Genomic DNA, 17,151 nt, shown 5'->3' with positions numbered 1-17,151 from the left:
TGCTATTTCGCGAGCATCGGTTTGAGATAATATCCGGTGTAGCTGCGGTCGACCTTGACCACTTGTTCGGGCGTGCCTTCGGCGACGATTTCGCCGCCGTTGACGCCGCCTTCCGGGCCAAGGTCTATGATCCAGTCGGCGGTTTTGATGACGTCGAGATTATGTTCGATCACCACCACGCTATTGCCCTGTTCGACCAAGGCTTGAAGCACCTCCAATAATTTGCGGACGTCCTCGAAATGCAGGCCGGTGGTCGGCTCATCGAGAATATAGAGCGTGTTGCCGGTGGCGCGGCGGGATAGCTCCTTCGCCAATTTGACGCGCTGCGCCTCACCGCCCGAAAGGGTGGTCGCCTGTTGGCCGACCTTCACATAGCCGAGACCGACCTCTGCCAGCATCGCCATTTTGTCGCGGATGCTGGGGACGGCCTTGAAGAATTCGACCGCGTCTTCGACCGTCATGTCGAGGACATCGGCGATGCTCTTGCCCTTGAACTTCACCTCCAAGGTTTCGCGATTATAGCGTTTGCCGTGGCAGACATCGCAGGTGACATAGACATCGGGCAGGAAGTGCATTTCGATCTTGATCAGGCCATCGCCGGTGCAGGCCTCGCAGCGGCCACCCTTGACGTTGAAGCTGAAGCGGCCCGGCTTGTAGCCACGCGCTTGCGATTCCGGCAGACCGGCGAACCAGTCGCGGATATTGGTGAACGCGCCGGTATAGGTCGCCGGGTTGGAACGCGGGGTGCGGCCAATTGGCGATTGGTCGATGTCGATCACCTTATCGAGATGTTCGAGGCCGGTGAGCTTATCATGCGCGCCCGCGACAACGCGCGCGCCGTTCAACGACCGGGCGGCGGCGGCGAACAGGGTGTCGATGGTGAAGCTCGATTTGCCCGAACCCGAGACGCCGGTGATGCAGGTGAAGGTGCCGAGCGGGATCGAGGCGGTGACGTTTTTCAGATTATTGGCGCGGGCGTTGTGGACGGTCAGTTTCTTGCCCGTGCCTTTGCGGCGCTTTTTCGAAAAGGGAATTTCGCGCGTGCCGTTGAGATAATCGGCGGTGAGGCTGCCGGTCGCGGCGAGGATGTCGTCGAGCTTGCCCTGTGCGACAATCGCGCCGCCATGCACGCCCGCGCCCGGACCCATATCGATGATGTGATCGGCGGTGCGGATCGCGTCTTCATCATGTTCGACCACGATCACGGTGTTGCCGAGATCGCGCAGGCGTTTCAGGGTTTCGAGCAGCCGGTCGTTATCGCGCTGATGCAGGCCGATGGACGGTTCGTCGAGGACATAGAGCACGCCGGACAGGCCGGAGCCGATTTGCGAGGCGAGGCGGATGCGCTGGCTTTCGCCGCCGGACAAGGTGCCGGAGGTGCGGTCGAGATTGAGATAATCCAGCCCGACATTGTTGAGGAAGCCCAGTCGCTCGTTGATTTCCTTCAAGATCGCGCGGGCAATCTGGCGTTGCTGGTCGTTGAGCTTATCTTCCAGCGTCGAAAACCAGTCGAGCGCGTCGCCGACCGACATTTTGGTACAATAGGCGATATCGGCATCGGCGATGCGAACGGCCAGAGCTTCTGGCTTCAGCCTTGCGCCGCCGCAGGTTTCGCAGGCCGCGGCGGATTGGTATTTCGACAGTTCTTCCTGCATCCATGTGCTGTCGGTCTGCATAAGGCGGCGCGCGAGGTTGCCGACGACGCCGTTGAAGGTTTTTTCGACGTCATAGCTTTTGCGGCCATCGACGAAGGTCATCAAAATGACCTCGCTGCCCGCGCCGTTCATGATCTTGTCGCGAATGTCGGCAGGGAGGTCTTTCCATGGCGTTTTCAGGTCGAAGCCATAATGGCGGGCGAGGCTGGTCAGCACCTGCATATAATAAGGGCTGGGTGGGTTGGACTTGGCCCAAGGGAAGATCGCGCCGTCCTTGATCGACAGATTGCTGTTGGGGACGATCAGTTCCGGATCGAAATAGAGCCGTTCGCCCAAGCCGTCGCAGGTCGGGCAGGCGCCTTGCGGGGCGTTGAACGAGAACAGGCGCGGCTCGATTTCGGCAATGGTGAAGCCGGAGACCGGGCAGGCGAATTTTTCCGAAAAGACGATGCGATTGGCGGGGATGCCCGCGCCTTTCAGCTTTTGTTCGACCTCGGGCAGGGGGGCGTCTTCGTTGGAGGTGTTGGTTTTGACGAGATCGGCCAGCGTGCCTTCCGCCAGATCGACAAAGGCGAGGCCGTCCGCAAGTTTGAGCGCGGTTTCGAAGCTGTCGGCCAGACGAGTCTGAATATCGGCGCGCACGACCAGCCGGTCGACGACGACTTCGACATCATGCTTATATTTCTTGTCGAGCGCGGGGGCGTCCTCGATATCGTAGAATTCGCCGTCGATGCGGACGCGGGTGAAGCCCGCCTTCTGCCATTCGAGCAATTCCTTTTTATATTCGCCCTTGCGGCCCCGCACGACGGGGGCGAGCAGGAACAGGCGCGTCCCCTCCGGCAGGGTCATCACCCGGTCGACCATCTGGCTGACGGTCTGGGCGGCAATCGGGAGGCCGGTGGCGGGAGAATAAGGGATGCCGACCCGTGCCCAGAGCAGGCGCATATAATCGTAGATCTCGGTCACGGTCGCGACCGTCGAGCGCGGATTGCGGGAGGTGGTCTTTTGTTCGATGCTGATCGCCGGGGACAGGCCCTCGATATGGTCGACATCCGGCTTTTGCATCATTTCGAGAAACTGCCGCGCATAAGCCGACAGTGATTCGACATAGCGGCGCTGCCCTTCCGCATAGATGGTGTCGAACGCCAGCGACGACTTGCCGGACCCGCTAAGACCGGTGATAACCGTCAGCGTGTCGCGCGGGATGTCGACATTGATGTCTTTGAGATTGTGTTCGCGGGCGCCCCGCACGTTGATATGGGTCAGCATGGCGGGGCTTGTTCCAAATTTGCGCAGGTCGAGCAAGCGGAATGGGTCGCGAATGCGGAATGAAATGAGACGGAGATGGGGGAGGTCGGCATTGACCTTTTGCGGCAGGGCAGGTAGAGGCCGCGCAGCCCGGAGATGGGGGGAGTGTCGATGAGTCGGCATTTTTCCCGGATTTCCGGTCTAAAGAGCTGAACAGTGTTGAGCTTGTGAGGGCCTGGGGGGTGTTATCACCGCCGGGGTTCTTTCGTGTTTCGTGATTCCGGGCGCCATGGGGGTGTTTGCGAGGATCGGAACCAAGAGTGTCATCACAGTAACTGAAAAGGTGAAGGGCTTCATGCCAACAATCAACCAGCTGGTCCGCAAGGGCCGCACCCCCAAGGTGGTCAACTCCAAGGTTCCCGCCATGGATGCCAACCCGCAGAAGCGCGGCGTTTGCACCCGCGTGTACACCACGACCCCGAAGAAGCCGAACTCGGCACTTCGTAAGGTTGCGAAGATCCGTCTGACCAACCAGCGCGAAGTCATCAGCTACATCCCCGGCGAAGGCCACAACCTCCAGGAACACAGCGTTGTGCTGATCCGCGGCGGCCGTGTGCGAGATCTTCCGGGTGTCCGCTACCACGTATTGCGTGGCGTGCTGGATACGCAGGGTGTGAAGGATCGCAAGCAGAGCCGTTCCAAATACGGTGCAAAGCGTCCGAAGTAATGTGGTCGGCCAGACTTTTGGTCTGGCAATGATCCGCCCTGGCAACGGGGTTCTGGCTGATATAAGGAATTCAAAATGGCACGTCGTCGTCGTCCCGAGAAGCGGGAAATCCTGCCTGATCCTAAGTTCGGAGATCAGGTTCTCTCCAAGTTCATGAACAGCGTCATGCTGGACGGCAAGAAGTCCGTCGCTGAACAGATCGTCTATGGTGCATTCGAAACCGTCGAAGCGCGCGCCAAGAAGGATCCGTTGGCTGTGTTCCATGAAGCGCTCAACAACGTAAAGCCGGGCATCGAAGTCCGCAGCCGTCGCGTTGGTGGTGCTACCTATCAGGTGCCGGTCGAAGTGCGTCCGGATCGTGCGCAGGCGCTGGCTATTCGCTGGCTCATCACGGCGGCGCGCAACCGTTCGGAAAACACCATGGCTGGTCGTCTTTCGGGTGAATTGCTCGATGCATCGAACAATCGCGGCAACGCGGTCAAGAAGCGTGAAGACACGCATCGCATGGCCGAAGCGAACCGCGCGTTCTCGCATTACCGCTGGTAATATCAGCGTAACAAAAGGGTCGTTATTGCAACGACCCTTTACCCTTTCGGAGATTTGACATGGCCCGCAGCCATCCGCTCGAAAAATACCGTAACATCGGGATCATGGCGCACATCGACGCTGGCAAGACCACGACGACGGAGCGTATCCTTTATTATACCGGCAAGTCCTACAAGATCGGCGAAGTGCATGAAGGCACCGCGACGATGGACTGGATGGAGCAGGAACAGGAGCGCGGGATCACGATCACGTCTGCTGCGACGACCTGCTTCTGGAACGATCACCGGATCAACATCATCGATACCCCGGGCCACGTGGACTTCACGATTGAAGTCGAACGTTCGCTCCGCGTGCTCGATGGTGCCGTGGCTTGCTTCGACGGCGTTGCCGGCGTTGAGCCGCAGTCCGAAACCGTGTGGCGCCAGGCTGAAAAGTACAAAGTGCCGCGCATGTGCTTCGTCAACAAGCTTGACCGCACCGGCGCCAATTTCGAAATGTGCGTGGACATGATCCGCGATCGCCTCGGCGCTCGTCCGCTCGTCCTCTACATTCCGATCGGCATCGAAAGCCAGTTGAAGGGTCTTGTCGACCTCGTGCGTAACCGCGCGATTGTCTGGCTCGACGAATCGCTGGGCGCGAAGTTCGAATATCAGGATATCCCTGCTGATCTGGCCGATAAGGCTGCGGTGATGCGTTCGGAACTGATCGAAATGGCCGTCGAGCAAGACGATGATGCCATGGAAGCCTATCTCGAAGGCAATGAACCGGACGTCGAAACGCTGACCAAGCTGATCCGCAAGGGCACGCTGAACTTCTCGTTCGTGCCAGTGCTGTGCGGCTCGGCGTTCAAGAACAAGGGCGTTCAGCCGTTGCTCGACGCCGTTGTCGACTATCTCCCTTCGCCGCTGGATATTCCGCCGGTCGAAGGCGTGAAGCTCGATGGCGAAACGCCTGATACGCGTGCGCCTTCGGATGAAGCACCGTTCTCGGCGCTCGCGTTCAAGATCATGAACGATCCTTTCGTCGGTACCCTGACCTTTGCCCGTATCTATTCGGGTAAGCTGGAAACTGCATCGCAGTGCCTGAACTCGGTCAAGGACAAGAAGGAAAAGGTTGGCCGCATGCTGTTGATGCATGCCAATGACCGTGAAGACATTCAGGTGGCCTATGCAGGCGACATCGTGGCGCTGGCGGGTCTGAAGGACACCACCACTGGCGATACGCTCTGCGATCAGGCAAACCCGATCATTCTCGAACGCATGGAGTTCCCGGAACCCGTGATCGAGCTGTCGGTGGAACCGAAGACCAAGGCTGACCAAGAAAAGATGGGCGTCGCGCTCAATCGTCTTGCACGCGAAGATCCGTCGTTCCGCGTCACGAGCGATCATGAATCGGGCCAGACGATCATCAAGGGCATGGGTGAACTTCACCTTGAAATCCTTGTCGATCGCATGAAGCGCGAATTCAAGGTCGAAGCCAATGTCGGCGCGCCGCAGGTGGCCTATCGCGAATATCTCGCGAAGAAGGTCGACATCGATTACACCCACAAGAAGCAGTCGGGTGGTTCGGGTCAGTTCGGTCGCGTCAAGGTTACGGTTGTGCCGGGCGAACGTGGTTCGGGCATCACCTTCTTCGACGAAATCAAGGGCGGTAACATTCCGAAGGAATATATCCCCAGCGTCGAAAAGGGCATGCGCGAAACCGCTGCTTCGGGCTCGTTGATCGGCTTCCCGATCATCGATTTCGAAATCCACCTGACCGACGGTGCCTATCACGATGTCGACTCGTCGGCACTGGCGTTCGAAATTGCTGGCCGCGCTGCGATGCGTGAAGTCGCGCAGAAGGCCGGCATCAAGTTGCTTGAACCTGTCATGAAGGTCGAAGTCGTTACCCCGGAAGATTATCTGGGCGACGTCATCGGCGACATGAACTCCCGCCGTGGCCAGATTCAGGGCACGGACAGCCGCGGTAACGCGCAGGTTCTTGAAGCAATGGTCCCACTGGCCAACATGTTTGGCTATGTGAACCAGCTGCGTTCGTTCACTCAGGGACGCGCGCAGTACTCGATGCACTTCTCTCACTATGATGAAGTGCCGCAGAATGTTGCCGACGAAGTGAAAGCAAAGCTGGCATAACTGAAAAAACATGCTAATGGCGCGGGCGCATCGGGCGTTCGCGCCGGAGTCAGAACTCTGATGGCCGCGCTTTTATGTGCTTTGTCCATCATAGGTGAACAAGAAGGTAGGAAAACATGGCTAAGGCTAAATTTGAGCGGAACAAGCCGCACTGCAACATTGGCACCATCGGTCACGTCGACCATGGTAAGACCTCGCTGACTGCCGCGATCACCAAGGTGCTCGCTGAAACCGGCGGCGCGACGTTCGTTGACTATGCGAACATCGACAAGGCACCGGAAGAGCGTGAACGTGGTATCACGATTTCGACCGCACACGTCGAATATGAAACCGAAAAGCGTCACTATGCGCACGTCGATTGCCCGGGCCACGCTGACTATGTGAAGAACATGATCACCGGTGCCGCACAGATGGATGGCGCGATTCTCGTCGTGTCCGCCACCGACGGTCCGATGCCGCAGACCCGCGAGCACATCCTGCTTGCTCGTCAGGTTGGCGTGCCGCAGCTCGTCGTGTTCATGAACAAGGTTGACCTTGTTGATGACGCTGAAATCCTCGAACTCGTTGAGCTCGAAATCCGCGAATTGCTGTCGTCTTATGACTTTGACGGCGACAACATTCCGGTGATCCCGGGTTCGGCTGTTTGCGCACTGAACGACACGAAGCCGGAAATCGGCCGTGAAGCCGTTCTCAAGCTGATGCAGGCTGTTGATGACTGGATTCCGCAGCCGGAACGTCCGCTCGATCGTCCGTTCCTGATGCCGATCGAAGACGTGTTCTCGATCTCGGGTCGTGGTACCGTTGTGACGGGCCGCGTTGAAACCGGTATCGTCAAGGTTGGTGAAGAAGTCGAAATCGTCGGCATCAAGGACACGGTCAAGACCGTCGTCACCGGTGTTGAAATGTTCCGCAAGCTGCTCGATCAGGGCCAGGCTGGCGATAACATCGGCGCGCTTCTGCGTGGCACCAAGCGTGAAGACGTTGAGCGTGGTCAGGTTCTGGCCAAGCCGGGTTCGATCACGCCGCACACCGAATTCCAGTCGGAAGTCTATGTGCTGTCGAAGGAAGAAGGCGGTCGTCACACCCCGTTCTTCGCGAACTATCGTCCGCAGTTCTACTTCCGTACCACGGACGTGACCGGTGAAGTCGTGTTGCCAGAAGGCACCGAAATGGTCATGCCAGGTGACAATGTCACCCTCGGTGTCAAGCTGATCGCCCCGATCGCCATGGAAGAGGGCTTGCGCTTCTCGATCCGTGAAGGTGGCCGCACCGTTGGTGCAGGGGTTGTCGCCAGCATCCAGAAGTAATATAGGCTTGCTCACCGCCTGATTCGCGAGAGTCGGGCGGTGAGAAATTTTTTGGCAAACCGCCCCCGGCGCCAAGCTTTTTGGGGGTTGTTTGTTTTTTGGCTCTTTCGCATCGATAGTGGAATTTGGGATTTACCATGGAAACGCAGAATATCCGCATTCGCCTCAAGGCCTTTGATCACCGCGTGCTTGATCAGGCTACCGGCGATATTGCCGAAACCGCCAAGCGCACCGGCGCACTGATCCGTGGCCCGATTCCGCTGCCGACGCGCATCGAAAAGTTCACCGTGAACCGCGGTCCGCATGTCGACAAGAAGTCGCGCGAGCAGTTCGAGGTCCGTACTTACAAGCGGCTGCTTGACATTGTGCAGCCAACGCCCCAGACGGTCGACGCGCTGATGAAGCTCGACCTCGCCGCTGGCGTTAACGTTGAGATCAAGCTGGCCTAATAAGGCCGGTACGAGCAAGGGATACCGCCGGTCTTCTTTTAGATCGGGTCCTGCGTCCCCCGTCTCTTCTTTTGCATGGCAACATGCAGGAGGAACCTAGCCCGGACGGGGCGACGTTTTCTTTTTTGGGTTGGATCACGCCCGCAGGCAATGGTGCCGGCGGGCCTCTGTAATGGGAGAATAAGATCATGCGCACTGGCGTGATCGCACGTAAGGTGGGGATGACCCGCCTGTTCCAGGAGGACGGACGGCATGTGCCGGTTACCGTTCTGCAGCTGGACAACGTGCAGGTAGTAGCCCGCCGCGAGGTGGATCGTGATGGTTATGTGGCAGTTCAGCTTGGTGCTGGCGCTGCAAAGCCTAAGAATCTGACGAAGCCGGAACGCGGCCATTTCGCCAAGGCGGAAGTGGAGCCGAAGGCGCAGTTGGTCGAATTCCGCGTGACGGAAGACGCCCTGCTTGACGTCGGTTCGGAAATTTCAGCGGATCATTATGTCGTTGGCCAGATGGTCGATGTCTCCGGTCATACCCAGGGTAAGGGTTTTGCAGGTGCGATGAAGCGTTGGGGTTTCGCCGGTCTGCGCGCCACCCACGGTGTGTCGGTTTCGCACCGTTCGCACGGTTCGACTGGTCAGCGCCAGGATCCGGGCAAGGTTTTCAAGAACAAGAAGATGGCCGGCCACATGGGCGACCGTCAGCGCACCCAGCAGAATCTGGAAGTCGTGCTGACTGACGCCGATCGCGGCCTGATCTTCATCAAGGGTTCGGTTCCGGGCCATAAGGGCACGTGGCTCACCGTCAAGGATGCGATGAAGGTGTCCCGCCCGGCTGAAGCGCCGTATCCGGCTGGCCTCAAGGCTGCTGCCACCAACAACGCTGCACCTGCGGAAACGCCGGTTCAGGCCGAAGCGCCTGAAGCAGCTGAAAACCAGGAGGGCTGAGCGCCATGAAAATCAAGGTTCAAAACCTCGATGCGGCTGCTGCTGGTGACATCGAACTTAACGATGACATCTTTGGCCTCGAACCGCGCGCGGACATTCTCCACCGCGTGGTGACCTGGCAGCTTCATAACCGTCGTGGTCCAGCACGTGCTGCGCGTGAGCGTAGCGATGTGGCACGCACCGGCAAGAAGTTTGGTCGTCAAAAGGGCGGTGGTACTGCTCGTCACGGCGATCGTCGCGCCCCGATCTTTATCGGTGGTGGTAAGGCGCATGGTCCGCGTGCTCGTGTGTTCGAAAACAGCCTGAACAAGAAGATCCGTGCATTGGGTCTGAAGATGGCGCTTTCGAGCAAGGCACGTGACGGCAAGCTGCTGATCCTCGACACGTTGGAAATGGCCAATGTGAAGACCAAATTGCTGCAGGGTTCGCTCGACAAGCTCGGTCTCACTTCGGCTTTGGTCATCGACGGTGAAAGCGTGAACAACGGTTTCCGTCTGGCGGCTGCCAACCTGCACAAGGTCAATGTCATGGCGGCGGCTGGTGCCAATGTCTATGACATCCTGAAACATGACACGCTGGTGCTTTCGCGCGCTGCTGTCGAAAAGCTGGAGGCGCGGTTCAATGGCTAATGCAGTCAATATCCGTCACTATGATGTGGTGCTCGCGCCTCACATCACGGAAAAGGCCACGCTTCTTTCCGAAAACAACGCGGTGGTGTTCAAGGTTGCGGATGACGCAACCAAGACCGAGATCAAGGCTGCCGTTGAAGCGCTGTTCAATGTCAAGGTGAAGGCGGTGAACACCATCGTCACCAAGGGCAAGACCAAGCGCTGGCAGGGCCGTCCGTACAAGCGGTCGGATTTCAAAAAGGCGATCGTGACGCTGGCTGAAGGCCAGACCATCGACGTCACCACCACGATCTGAGGGCTGAAGCAAGATGGCACTCAAGCATTATAATCCGACGAGCCCGGCCCGCCGTGGCCTGATTCTCGTCGACAAGTCCAGCCTGTGGAAGGGCAAGCCGGTTAAGGCGCTGACCGAAGGTAAGCGCAAGTCCGGTGGTCGTAACAACATGGGTCATGCCACTGCACGTGGTATTGCCGGTGGTCACAAGCAGAAGTACCGCTTCATCGACTTCAAGCGTCGTAAGTGGGACATGCCAGCGACCGTCGAACGCCTGGAATACGATCCCAACCGTTCGGCATTCATCGCCTTGGTGAATTACGAAGACGGCGAACAGACCTACATCATCGCGCCGCAGCGTCTCGCTGTCGGTGACCAGATCATCGCCGCCAAGAAGTGCGACGTGAAGCCGGGCAATGCGATGGAACTCGGTCAGGTTCCAGTCGGCACCATCGTCCACAATGTGGAAATGAAGCCGGGCAAGGGCGGTCAGATCGCTCGCGCTGCTGGTACTTATGTTCAGGTCGTCGGTCGTGACCGCGGCATGGTCATCGTTCGCCTGAACTCGGGTGAACAGCGTTATCTGCGTGCGGATTGCATGGGCACCGTCGGTGCTGTGTCCAACCCGGACAATGCCAACCAGAACCTTGCAAAGGCCGGTCGTAACCGCTGGCTCGGCAAGCGTCCGCTGACCCGCGGTGTTGCAAAGAACCCGGTCGATCACCCGCATGGTGGTGGTGAAGGCCGGACCTCAGGTGGTCGCCATCCGGTGACGCCATGGGGTAAGCCGACCAAGGGCGCCCGTACCCGTTCCAACAAGGCGACGGATAAGTTCATCATCCGCTCGCGTCATGCGAAGAAGAAGAGGTAAGCCATGGCCCGTTCCGTCTGGAAAGGTCCCTTTGTCGACCTGCATTTGTTGAAAAAGGCCGAGGCTTCCCAGGAAGCTGGTGGTCGCGCCCCGATCAAGACCTGGTCGCGTCGTTCCACCATCCTCCCGCAGTTTGTTGGCTTGACGTTCAGCGTCTATAATGGCCGTAAGTTCGTGCCGGTTCTCGTGAACGAGGACATGGTTGGCATGAAGCTCGGCGAATTCGCCCCGACCCGGTATTTCCCGGGCCACGCGGCCGATAAGAAGGGCAAGAGGTAAGACATGTCCAAACCCGCAAGCCCCCGTCGCGTAGGCGACAAGGAAGCCTTGGCTGTCAACACCGCCGTGCGTGGTTCGGCTTACAAGCTGAACCTCGTCGCTGGCCTGATCCGCGGCAAGAAGGCGGCTGACGCCCTCAACATCCTGTCCTTCTCCACGAAGGCCATGGCGGTTGATGTGCGTAAGTGCCTCGCTTCCGCGATCGCAAACGCCGAGAACAACCACAACCTTGATGTGGACGCCCTGGTCGTACAGGAAGCAAGCGTCGGCAAGGCGATCACGATGAAGCGTTTCGCAACGCGTGCTCGTGGCCGTTCGACCCGCATCTTGAAGCCGTTCAGCCGCATTCGCGTGGTTGTCCGCGAAGTTGAAGAAGCCGGAGAATAATCATGGGTCAGAAATCAAACCCGATCGGTCTGCGGCTTCAGATCAACCGCACCTGGGACAGCCGTTGGTATGCAGAAGGCCAGGAATATGGCAAGCTGCTGCTCGAAGACATCAAGCTGCGCAAGTTCATCATGAAGACCGTGCCACAGGCTGCGATCTCCAAGGTGGTTATCGAGCGTCCGGCCAAATTGTGCCGCATCTCGGTATTCGCAGCACGTCCCGGCGTCATCATCGGCAAGAAGGGTGCGGACATCGAAAAGCTGCGCCGCACGCTCAGCCAGATGACCGGTTCGGATGTGTCGTTGAACATCGTCGAAATTCGCAAGCCGGAAATCGATTCCAAGCTCGTCGCCCAAGGCGTTGCCGATCAGTTGGAGCGTCGTATCGCGTTCCGTCGTGCGATGAAGCGGGCCGTGCAGTCGGCGCTGCGTCTGGGTGCTGAAGGCATCCGGATCACCTGCGCTGGCCGTCTCGGTGGCGCGGAAATCGCTCGTACCGAATGGTATCGTGAAGGTCGCGTGCCGCTGCATACGCTGCGCGCGAACGTCGATTATGCCGAAGCTCAAGCTCACACCGCTTATGGCGTGTGCGGGATCAAGGTCTGGATCTTCAAGGGTGAAATCCTTGGTCATGATCCGATGGCCCAGGATCGGCTGATGATGGAAGCTCAAACATCGGGGGTCCGGCCGGCGCGGTAAGGGTTTATCCCTTTCCCCGTCGCCTGATCGGCCGAACTCAACGGTGTCAGAAGGCGAATAGAAATGCTGCAACCAAAGCGCACTAAATTCCGTAAGGCCCATAAGGGCCGCATTCATGGCGATGCCAAGGGCGGTACAACGCTCAACTTTGGCACGTTCGGGCTGAAAGCCCTTGAACCGGACCGTATTACGGCTCGCCAGATCGAAGCCGCACGTCGTGCAATTACGCGTCACATCCGCCGTCAGGGCCGGTTGTGGATCCGTATTTTCCCGGACGTGCCGGTCTCGTCAAAGCCTGCCGAAGTCCGCATGGGCTCCGGTAAGGGCTCGCCCGAATTCTGGGCAGCCCGCGTTAAGCCGGGTCGTATCTTGTTTGAACTTGATGGTGTACCGGGTCCGCTCGCTCGCGTCGCGTTTGAACGTGCGATGGAAAAGCTCCCGATTAAAACCAAGGTGGTTGCCCGCCTTGGTGAATCAGTTTTCTGAGGTGATGGTCATGGCCAAGATTGCCGATCTCAAGACGAAGACCGACGACCAGCTGGTTGAACAGCTTGCCGAACTGAAGCGTGAGCAGTTTAATCTGCGCTTCCAGTCGGCAACGAACCAGCTCGAGAAGCCGGCACGCATTCGCGAGGTGCGCCGCACCATCGCCCAGATCAAGACCCTGCAGACGGAGCGCGTAAGCGCTTCGGCTCAGGCCTAAGAAGGAGCAACAACATGCCGAAGCGTGTGCTGACCGGGACGGTTGTCTCCGACAAGGGTGACAAAACCGTGGTCGTGCTGGTAGAGCGGAAGGTGAAACATCCGCTCTATGGCAAGATCATCCGTCGGTCGAAAAAATATCATGCCCATGACGAGGGTAATGTCTTCAAGGAAGGTGAAACCGTTCGCATTCAAGAATGCGCACCGGTCTCCAAGCTGAAGACCTGGACCGTCGTTGAAAAGGTCGGTGGCGCTGATGCCCCGGCTGCCGCGTAAAGAGGAGACTGACAAATGATTCAGATGCAGTCAAATCTCGATGTGGCCGATAACTCGGGTGCAAAGCGCGTCCAGTGCATCAAGGTGCTCGGTGGTTCCAAGCGTCGGTTCGCCGGCGTGGGTGATGTCATCGTCGTCTCGATCAAGGAAGCCGCACCGCGCGGTAAAGTGAAGAAGGGTGACGTGCATCGTGCCGTGATCGTTCGGACCGCCAAGGACATTCAGCGTGCTGATGGTTCGGTGATCCGTTTCGACGGTAACGCTGCCGTGCTGGTCAACAAGAATGAGGAGCCGATCGGCACCCGTATTTTTGGCCCAGTCGTTCGCGAACTGCGCGCCAAGAACTTCATGAAGATCATCTCGCTTGCGCCGGAGGTGCTGTAATGGCCGCTGCCAAGATCAAAAAGGGTGACAAGGTTGTCGTTCTGTCCGGTAAGGACAAGGGCAAGACCGGTGAAGTCACCAAGGCCCTGCCGAAAGAAGGCAAGGTCGTCGTAGCGGGTGTCAATGTGGCAACCCGCCATCGCAAGCCGACCCAGACCAACCCGCAAGGTGGTCTGGAACGGACTGAAGCACCGATGCACATTTCGAAGGTCGCGATTGCCGATCCTAAGACTGGTGCACCGACGCGTGTCCGTTTCGAGGTCAAGGATGGCAAGAAGGTTCGTGTTGCCGTCAAGTCCGGGGAGACGATCAATGGCTGATGCTTACAAGCCTCGTATGCAAAAGCTGTACGAAGACACCATCGCCAAGGCGATGATGGAAAAGTTCGGCTACAAGAATATCATGGAAGTGCCGAAGCTCGGTAAGATCGTCCTCAACATGGGCGTGGGCGAAGCAACCCAGGATAAGAAGAAAGTTGAAATCGCTGCTGCGGAAATGGAATTGATTGCTGGTCAAAAGCCGGTGATCGCCAAGGCCAAGAAGTCGGTCGCAACTTTCAAGCTGCGTGAAGGCATGCCGATTGGCTGCAAGGTCACGTTGCGCCGTAACAATATGTATGAATTTCTGGATCGCTTGATCACCATCGCGCTGCCGCGCGTTCGTGACTTTCGCGGCCTGAACCCCAAGTCGTTCGACGGTCGTGGCAATTATGCCATGGGCCTGAAGGAACAGCTGGTGTTCCCAGAAATCAGCTATGACGCCATCGACAAGGTGCGCGGCATGGATGTTATTGTCACCACCACTGCGAAGACCGATGAAGAAGCGCGCGAATTGCTGCGTCTCTTCAACTTCCCCTTCCCGGTGGAACAGGAATCCCAGCAGGCGGCCTGAGCCGTCCTTGCCGAAAGGAGCGAGAACTTAAGTCATGGCGAAACTGAGTTCGATTAATAAGAACGAAAAGCGTAAAAAGCTGGTCAAGAAATATGCCGGCAAATATGCGCGTCTGAAGGCTGTTGCGGCTGATGAAAGCCTGGATGAAACCGAGCGTCTGATCGCCCGGCTGAAGCTGGCAGAAGTTCCGCGCAACGCGAACCCCACCCGCGTGCGTAACCGCTGCGAAGTGACGGGCCGTCCGCGTGCCTATTATCGTAAATTCCGGCTGTGTCGTGTGCAGCTGCGGGAACTGGGCAACATGGGCCTGATCCCCGGTCTCACCAAGTCGAGCTGGTAAGGATAGTCGTAAGATGGCATTGACCGATCCATTGGGTGATATGCTCACCCGCATCCGCAACGGGCAGCAGGCGAAGAAGGACAGCGTGGTAACCCCCGCGTCCAAGCTCCGCACTCGCGTGCTCGACGTGCTTCAGCGCGAAGGTTACATCCGTGGCTACACCGACGAACAGGTTGGTGGTCATGACGGTATCCGTATCGAACTGAAGTATTTTGAAGGCCGCCCCGCGATCCAGCATGTGTCGCGCGTGTCGAAGCCGGGCCGTCGGGTTTATTCCGGCAGCAAGGAATTGCCGCGTGTCCGCAATGGCCTGGGCATCATGATTGTTTCGACGCCTAAGGGTGTTCTGTCTGACGCGGAAGCGCGTGACCAGAACGTCGGCGGCGAAGTGCTTGCGGAGGTATTCTGATGAGCCGCATTGGTAAGAAACCTGTCCCGATCCCTGCTGGGGTGACGGCGTCGATCGACGGCGGCCAGCTGTCGGTAAAGGGTCCGAAGGGCACGCTTTCGATTCCGCTCGCTGACCAAGTCACTTATGCACTGGAAGAAGGCTCGATTTCGGTCCAGCCGATCAACAGCACCAAGCGTGCACGCTCCTTCTGGGGCATGCAGCGGACGCTGATCCAGAACCTGATCAACGGCGTGACCTCGGGCTTTTCGAAGACCTTGGAAATCACCGGCGTCGGCTATCGTGCCAACGCGCAGGGCAAGAACCTGAAGCTCCAGCTCGGCTATTCGCATGATGTCGATATGGCGATCCCGGAAGGTCTTGAAGTCAAGACCCCGGATCAGACCACGGTCGAAATCAGCGGCAACGACAAGCAGATGGTAGGCCAGTTCGCGGCTGAAGTCCGTCGCTGGCGCAAGCCGGAGCCTTATAAGGGCAAGGGCATCAAGTATCGCGGGGAATTCATTTTCCGCAAGGAAGGGAAGAAGAAGTAAGCCATGGCAAAAATTCTTTCAGCCTTTGCAAAGCGCCGCCAGCGCGTCCGCACTGCGTTGCGGGCCAAGGGTGGTCAACGTCCCCGCCTTTCGATCCATCGCTCCGGCCAGCATATCTATGCCCAGATTATCGACGATACTCAGGGTCATACGGTTGCTGCAGCTTCGACGCTCGACAAGGACGTCCGTGGCAAGGTCGGCACGACCTGCGAAGCGGCTGCCGAAGTCGGCAAGCGCGTCGCGGCGAAGGCCCAGGCCGCTGGCGTTACCAAGGTCGTGTTCGACCGCGGTGGTTTCCTGTTCCATGGCCGCGTGAAAGCGCTGGCCGATGCTGCCCGTGAGGGCGGACTGGAGTTTTGATGATGGCAGACGAAGCAAACATCCAGGCTGCCGCAGGCGCCGAAGGTGCGTCGGCCGACGCCGCACCGAACGAAAATCGTGGCCGTGGCGGCCGTGGGCGTGGCGGCAACGACCGCAACGCTGGCGGTCGTGGCCGTGAAGGCGGCCGTGGCCGTCGTGACGATCGTCGTGGCTCGGAAGAGCAGGGCGAAGAACTGATCGAAAAGCTGGTTCACATCAACCGCGTTTCGAAGACGGTTAAGGGCGGTAAGCGCTTTGGTTTCGCCGCGCTCGTCGTGGTTGGCGATGGCAAGGGCCGCGTTGGCTTTGGCCATGGCAAGGCACGCGAAGTGCCGGAAGCCATCACCAAGGCAACTGCCGCCGCCAAAAAGGCGATGGTGCGCGTGCCTTTGCGTGAAGGCCGCACCCTGCATCATGACGGCAAGGGTCACTTCGGCGCAGGCCGCGTGACGCTTCGTTCGGCACCGCAGGGAACCGGGATCATCGCGGGTGGCCCAATGCGCGCCATCTTCGAATCGTTGGGCGTTGCGGACGTGGTGACCAAGTCGGTCGGTACTTCCAACCCGTACAACATGATCCGCGCCACCTTTGAGGCGCTCAAGGAACAGACCAGCCCCAAATCGGTGGCACAGCGTCGCGGCAAGAAGATTGCCGATTTGCTGGGTCGTGGTGGTGCATCGGTGGCAGAAGCCGAAGCAGCCGCCGAAGCGATCGCGGAGTAATTCGATATGGCGAAGATCAAGATCAAGCAGACGGGTTCGCCCATCCGCCGTACCGACGATCAGCGTGGCACGTTGATCGGCCTCGGCCTGAACAAGATGCACCGCGTGCGTGAGCTCGAAGATACCCCGGAAGTCCGTGGTATGATCCGCAAGGTTCGCCACATGGTTGAAGTCCTGGAAGGCTAAACCAAAAAGTCTCTATCCCGTTCGTGTCGGTGCTGAATTTGCGGTCTTCCTCTTGGGATATTGCAAATGGCTCGACACGGGCGGGATTTGACGTTAAGGGCGCAAGCTCTTTTCCAATGCCGGGTGATCGGTTTTGGAAATATCATCGCCCGGATCTGTCCGGGCCAAGTTTAACTATGCTGGGTTACCCCAGCAGCGCGAA

At 58.6% G+C, this 17,151-nt stretch carries 25 protein-coding genes; 24 read left to right on the top strand and 1 reads right to left on the bottom strand.

Going from position 1 to position 17,151, the window contains the following annotated elements:
* Positions 1 to 2: 2 nt before the first annotated feature.
* Entirely contained in the window at positions 3 to 2,924 is a 2,922-nt protein-coding gene (uvrA, locus tag K6117_RS04705; protein WP_221792896.1) for an excinuclease ABC subunit UvrA, read from the bottom strand.
* A gap of 334 nt (positions 2,925 to 3,258) precedes the next feature.
* Here uvrA and rpsL point away from each other — a divergent pair, with 334 nt between their 5' ends.
* The 24 genes from rpsL to rpmD all read left to right on the top strand — a co-directional run bounded on the left by rpsL (position 3,259) and on the right by rpmD (position 16,949).
* Positions 3,259 to 3,630, top strand: a complete 372-nt coding sequence (rpsL, locus tag K6117_RS04700; protein ID WP_221792895.1) for a 30S ribosomal protein S12 — start codon at positions 3,259 to 3,261, stop codon at positions 3,628 to 3,630.
* 75 nt (positions 3,631 to 3,705) lie between these two features.
* Entirely contained in the window at positions 3,706 to 4,176 is a 471-nt protein-coding gene (rpsG, locus tag K6117_RS04695; RefSeq protein ID WP_221792543.1) for a 30S ribosomal protein S7, read from the top strand.
* Positions 4,177 to 4,235: 59 nt separating this feature from the next.
* Entirely contained in the window at positions 4,236 to 6,311 is a 2,076-nt protein-coding gene (fusA, locus tag K6117_RS04690; RefSeq protein WP_221792542.1) for an elongation factor G, read from the top strand.
* 116 nt (positions 6,312 to 6,427) lie between these two features.
* Positions 6,428 to 7,618: an elongation factor Tu gene (gene tuf, locus K6117_RS04685; RefSeq protein WP_221792541.1), complete on the top strand. Its 1,191-nt coding sequence runs from the start codon at positions 6,428 to 6,430 to the stop codon at positions 7,616 to 7,618.
* A 137-nt stretch (positions 7,619 to 7,755) separates the two neighbouring features.
* A complete protein-coding gene (rpsJ, locus tag K6117_RS04680; RefSeq protein WP_221792540.1) occupies positions 7,756 to 8,067 on the top strand; it encodes a 30S ribosomal protein S10 in 312 nt (103 codons plus the stop codon).
* A gap of 188 nt (positions 8,068 to 8,255) precedes the next feature.
* On the top strand, positions 8,256 to 9,008 hold the full coding sequence (gene rplC / locus K6117_RS04675) for a 50S ribosomal protein L3 (RefSeq protein WP_221792539.1): 753 nt from the start codon (positions 8,256 to 8,258) through the stop codon (positions 9,006 to 9,008).
* Between the two features lie 5 nt (positions 9,009 to 9,013).
* A complete protein-coding gene (gene rplD, locus K6117_RS04670; protein WP_221792538.1) occupies positions 9,014 to 9,637 on the top strand; it encodes a 50S ribosomal protein L4 in 624 nt (207 codons plus the stop codon).
* A complete protein-coding gene (locus K6117_RS04665; RefSeq protein ID WP_221792537.1) occupies positions 9,630 to 9,932 on the top strand; it encodes a 50S ribosomal protein L23 in 303 nt (100 codons plus the stop codon). Before rplD ends, K6117_RS04665 begins: the two co-directional genes overlap by 8 nt.
* Positions 9,933 to 9,945: 13 nt before the next feature.
* Complete coding sequence (gene rplB / locus K6117_RS04660) at positions 9,946 to 10,782, top strand: 50S ribosomal protein L2 (protein ID WP_221792536.1); 837 nt, start codon at positions 9,946 to 9,948, stop codon at positions 10,780 to 10,782.
* A gap of 3 nt (positions 10,783 to 10,785) precedes the next feature.
* Positions 10,786 to 11,061 (top strand): 30S ribosomal protein S19, encoded by a 276-nt coding sequence (gene rpsS / locus K6117_RS04655; protein WP_221792535.1) that lies wholly within the window; start codon positions 10,786 to 10,788, stop codon positions 11,059 to 11,061.
* A 3-nt stretch (positions 11,062 to 11,064) separates the two neighbouring features.
* Positions 11,065 to 11,448, top strand: coding sequence for a 50S ribosomal protein L22 (gene rplV, locus K6117_RS04650; protein WP_221792534.1), 384 nt, complete (start codon positions 11,065 to 11,067; stop codon positions 11,446 to 11,448).
* Between the two features lie 2 nt (positions 11,449 to 11,450).
* Positions 11,451 to 12,146: a 30S ribosomal protein S3 gene (rpsC, locus tag K6117_RS04645; protein WP_221792533.1), complete on the top strand. Its 696-nt coding sequence runs from the start codon at positions 11,451 to 11,453 to the stop codon at positions 12,144 to 12,146.
* Between the two features lie 63 nt (positions 12,147 to 12,209).
* On the top strand, positions 12,210 to 12,632 hold the full coding sequence (rplP, locus tag K6117_RS04640) for a 50S ribosomal protein L16 (RefSeq protein ID WP_221792532.1): 423 nt from the start codon (positions 12,210 to 12,212) through the stop codon (positions 12,630 to 12,632).
* A 10-nt stretch (positions 12,633 to 12,642) separates the two neighbouring features.
* On the top strand, positions 12,643 to 12,849 hold the full coding sequence (rpmC, locus tag K6117_RS04635; protein WP_221792531.1) for a 50S ribosomal protein L29: 207 nt from the start codon (positions 12,643 to 12,645) through the stop codon (positions 12,847 to 12,849).
* A gap of 14 nt (positions 12,850 to 12,863) precedes the next feature.
* Positions 12,864 to 13,124 carry a 30S ribosomal protein S17 gene (gene rpsQ / locus K6117_RS04630; RefSeq protein WP_221792530.1) on the top strand — a complete coding sequence of 87 codons (261 nt, stop codon included), beginning with the start codon at positions 12,864 to 12,866 and terminating at the stop codon, positions 13,122 to 13,124.
* A 15-nt stretch (positions 13,125 to 13,139) separates the two neighbouring features.
* Positions 13,140 to 13,508 (top strand): 50S ribosomal protein L14, encoded by a 369-nt coding sequence (gene rplN / locus K6117_RS04625; protein WP_221792529.1) that lies wholly within the window; start codon positions 13,140 to 13,142, stop codon positions 13,506 to 13,508.
* Positions 13,508 to 13,828 carry a 50S ribosomal protein L24 gene (gene rplX, locus K6117_RS04620; protein WP_221792528.1) on the top strand — a complete coding sequence of 107 codons (321 nt, stop codon included), beginning with the start codon at positions 13,508 to 13,510 and terminating at the stop codon, positions 13,826 to 13,828. The genes rplN and rplX overlap by 1 nt, the downstream gene beginning before the upstream one ends.
* The gene (gene rplE, locus K6117_RS04615) at positions 13,821 to 14,399 is read left to right on the top strand and encodes a 50S ribosomal protein L5 (RefSeq protein ID WP_221792527.1); all 579 of its coding nucleotides are present in this window, start codon (positions 13,821 to 13,823) and stop codon (positions 14,397 to 14,399) included. The genes rplX and rplE overlap by 8 nt, the downstream gene beginning before the upstream one ends.
* A 34-nt stretch (positions 14,400 to 14,433) precedes the next feature.
* Positions 14,434 to 14,739: a 30S ribosomal protein S14 gene (gene rpsN, locus K6117_RS04610; protein ID WP_221792526.1), complete on the top strand. Its 306-nt coding sequence runs from the start codon at positions 14,434 to 14,436 to the stop codon at positions 14,737 to 14,739.
* A 13-nt stretch (positions 14,740 to 14,752) separates the two neighbouring features.
* Entirely contained in the window at positions 14,753 to 15,148 is a 396-nt protein-coding gene (gene rpsH / locus K6117_RS04605) for a 30S ribosomal protein S8 (protein WP_221792525.1), read from the top strand.
* Positions 15,148 to 15,681 carry a 50S ribosomal protein L6 gene (gene rplF / locus K6117_RS04600; RefSeq protein ID WP_221792524.1) on the top strand — a complete coding sequence of 178 codons (534 nt, stop codon included), beginning with the start codon at positions 15,148 to 15,150 and terminating at the stop codon, positions 15,679 to 15,681. Before rpsH ends, rplF begins: the two co-directional genes overlap by 1 nt.
* 3 nt (positions 15,682 to 15,684) lie before the next feature.
* Complete coding sequence (gene rplR / locus K6117_RS04595) at positions 15,685 to 16,041, top strand: 50S ribosomal protein L18 (protein ID WP_221792523.1); 357 nt, start codon at positions 15,685 to 15,687, stop codon at positions 16,039 to 16,041.
* A 2-nt stretch (positions 16,042 to 16,043) separates the two neighbouring features.
* A complete protein-coding gene (rpsE, locus tag K6117_RS04590) occupies positions 16,044 to 16,763 on the top strand; it encodes a 30S ribosomal protein S5 (protein ID WP_221792894.1) in 720 nt (239 codons plus the stop codon).
* Positions 16,764 to 16,769: 6 nt separating this feature from the next.
* Positions 16,770 to 16,949 carry a 50S ribosomal protein L30 gene (gene rpmD, locus K6117_RS04585; RefSeq protein WP_221792522.1) on the top strand — a complete coding sequence of 60 codons (180 nt, stop codon included), beginning with the start codon at positions 16,770 to 16,772 and terminating at the stop codon, positions 16,947 to 16,949.
* Positions 16,950 to 17,151 lie beyond the last annotated feature (202 nt).

Origin of the sequence: Alteraquisediminimonas sediminicola (assembly GCF_019740335.1) — a bacterium.
Classification (GTDB): domain Bacteria; phylum Pseudomonadota; class Alphaproteobacteria; order Sphingomonadales; family Sphingomonadaceae; genus Alteraquisediminimonas; species Alteraquisediminimonas sediminicola.
The sequence above is the reverse complement of the archived record's forward strand: the minus strand, read 5'-3'. Positions and strand labels throughout refer to the sequence as shown.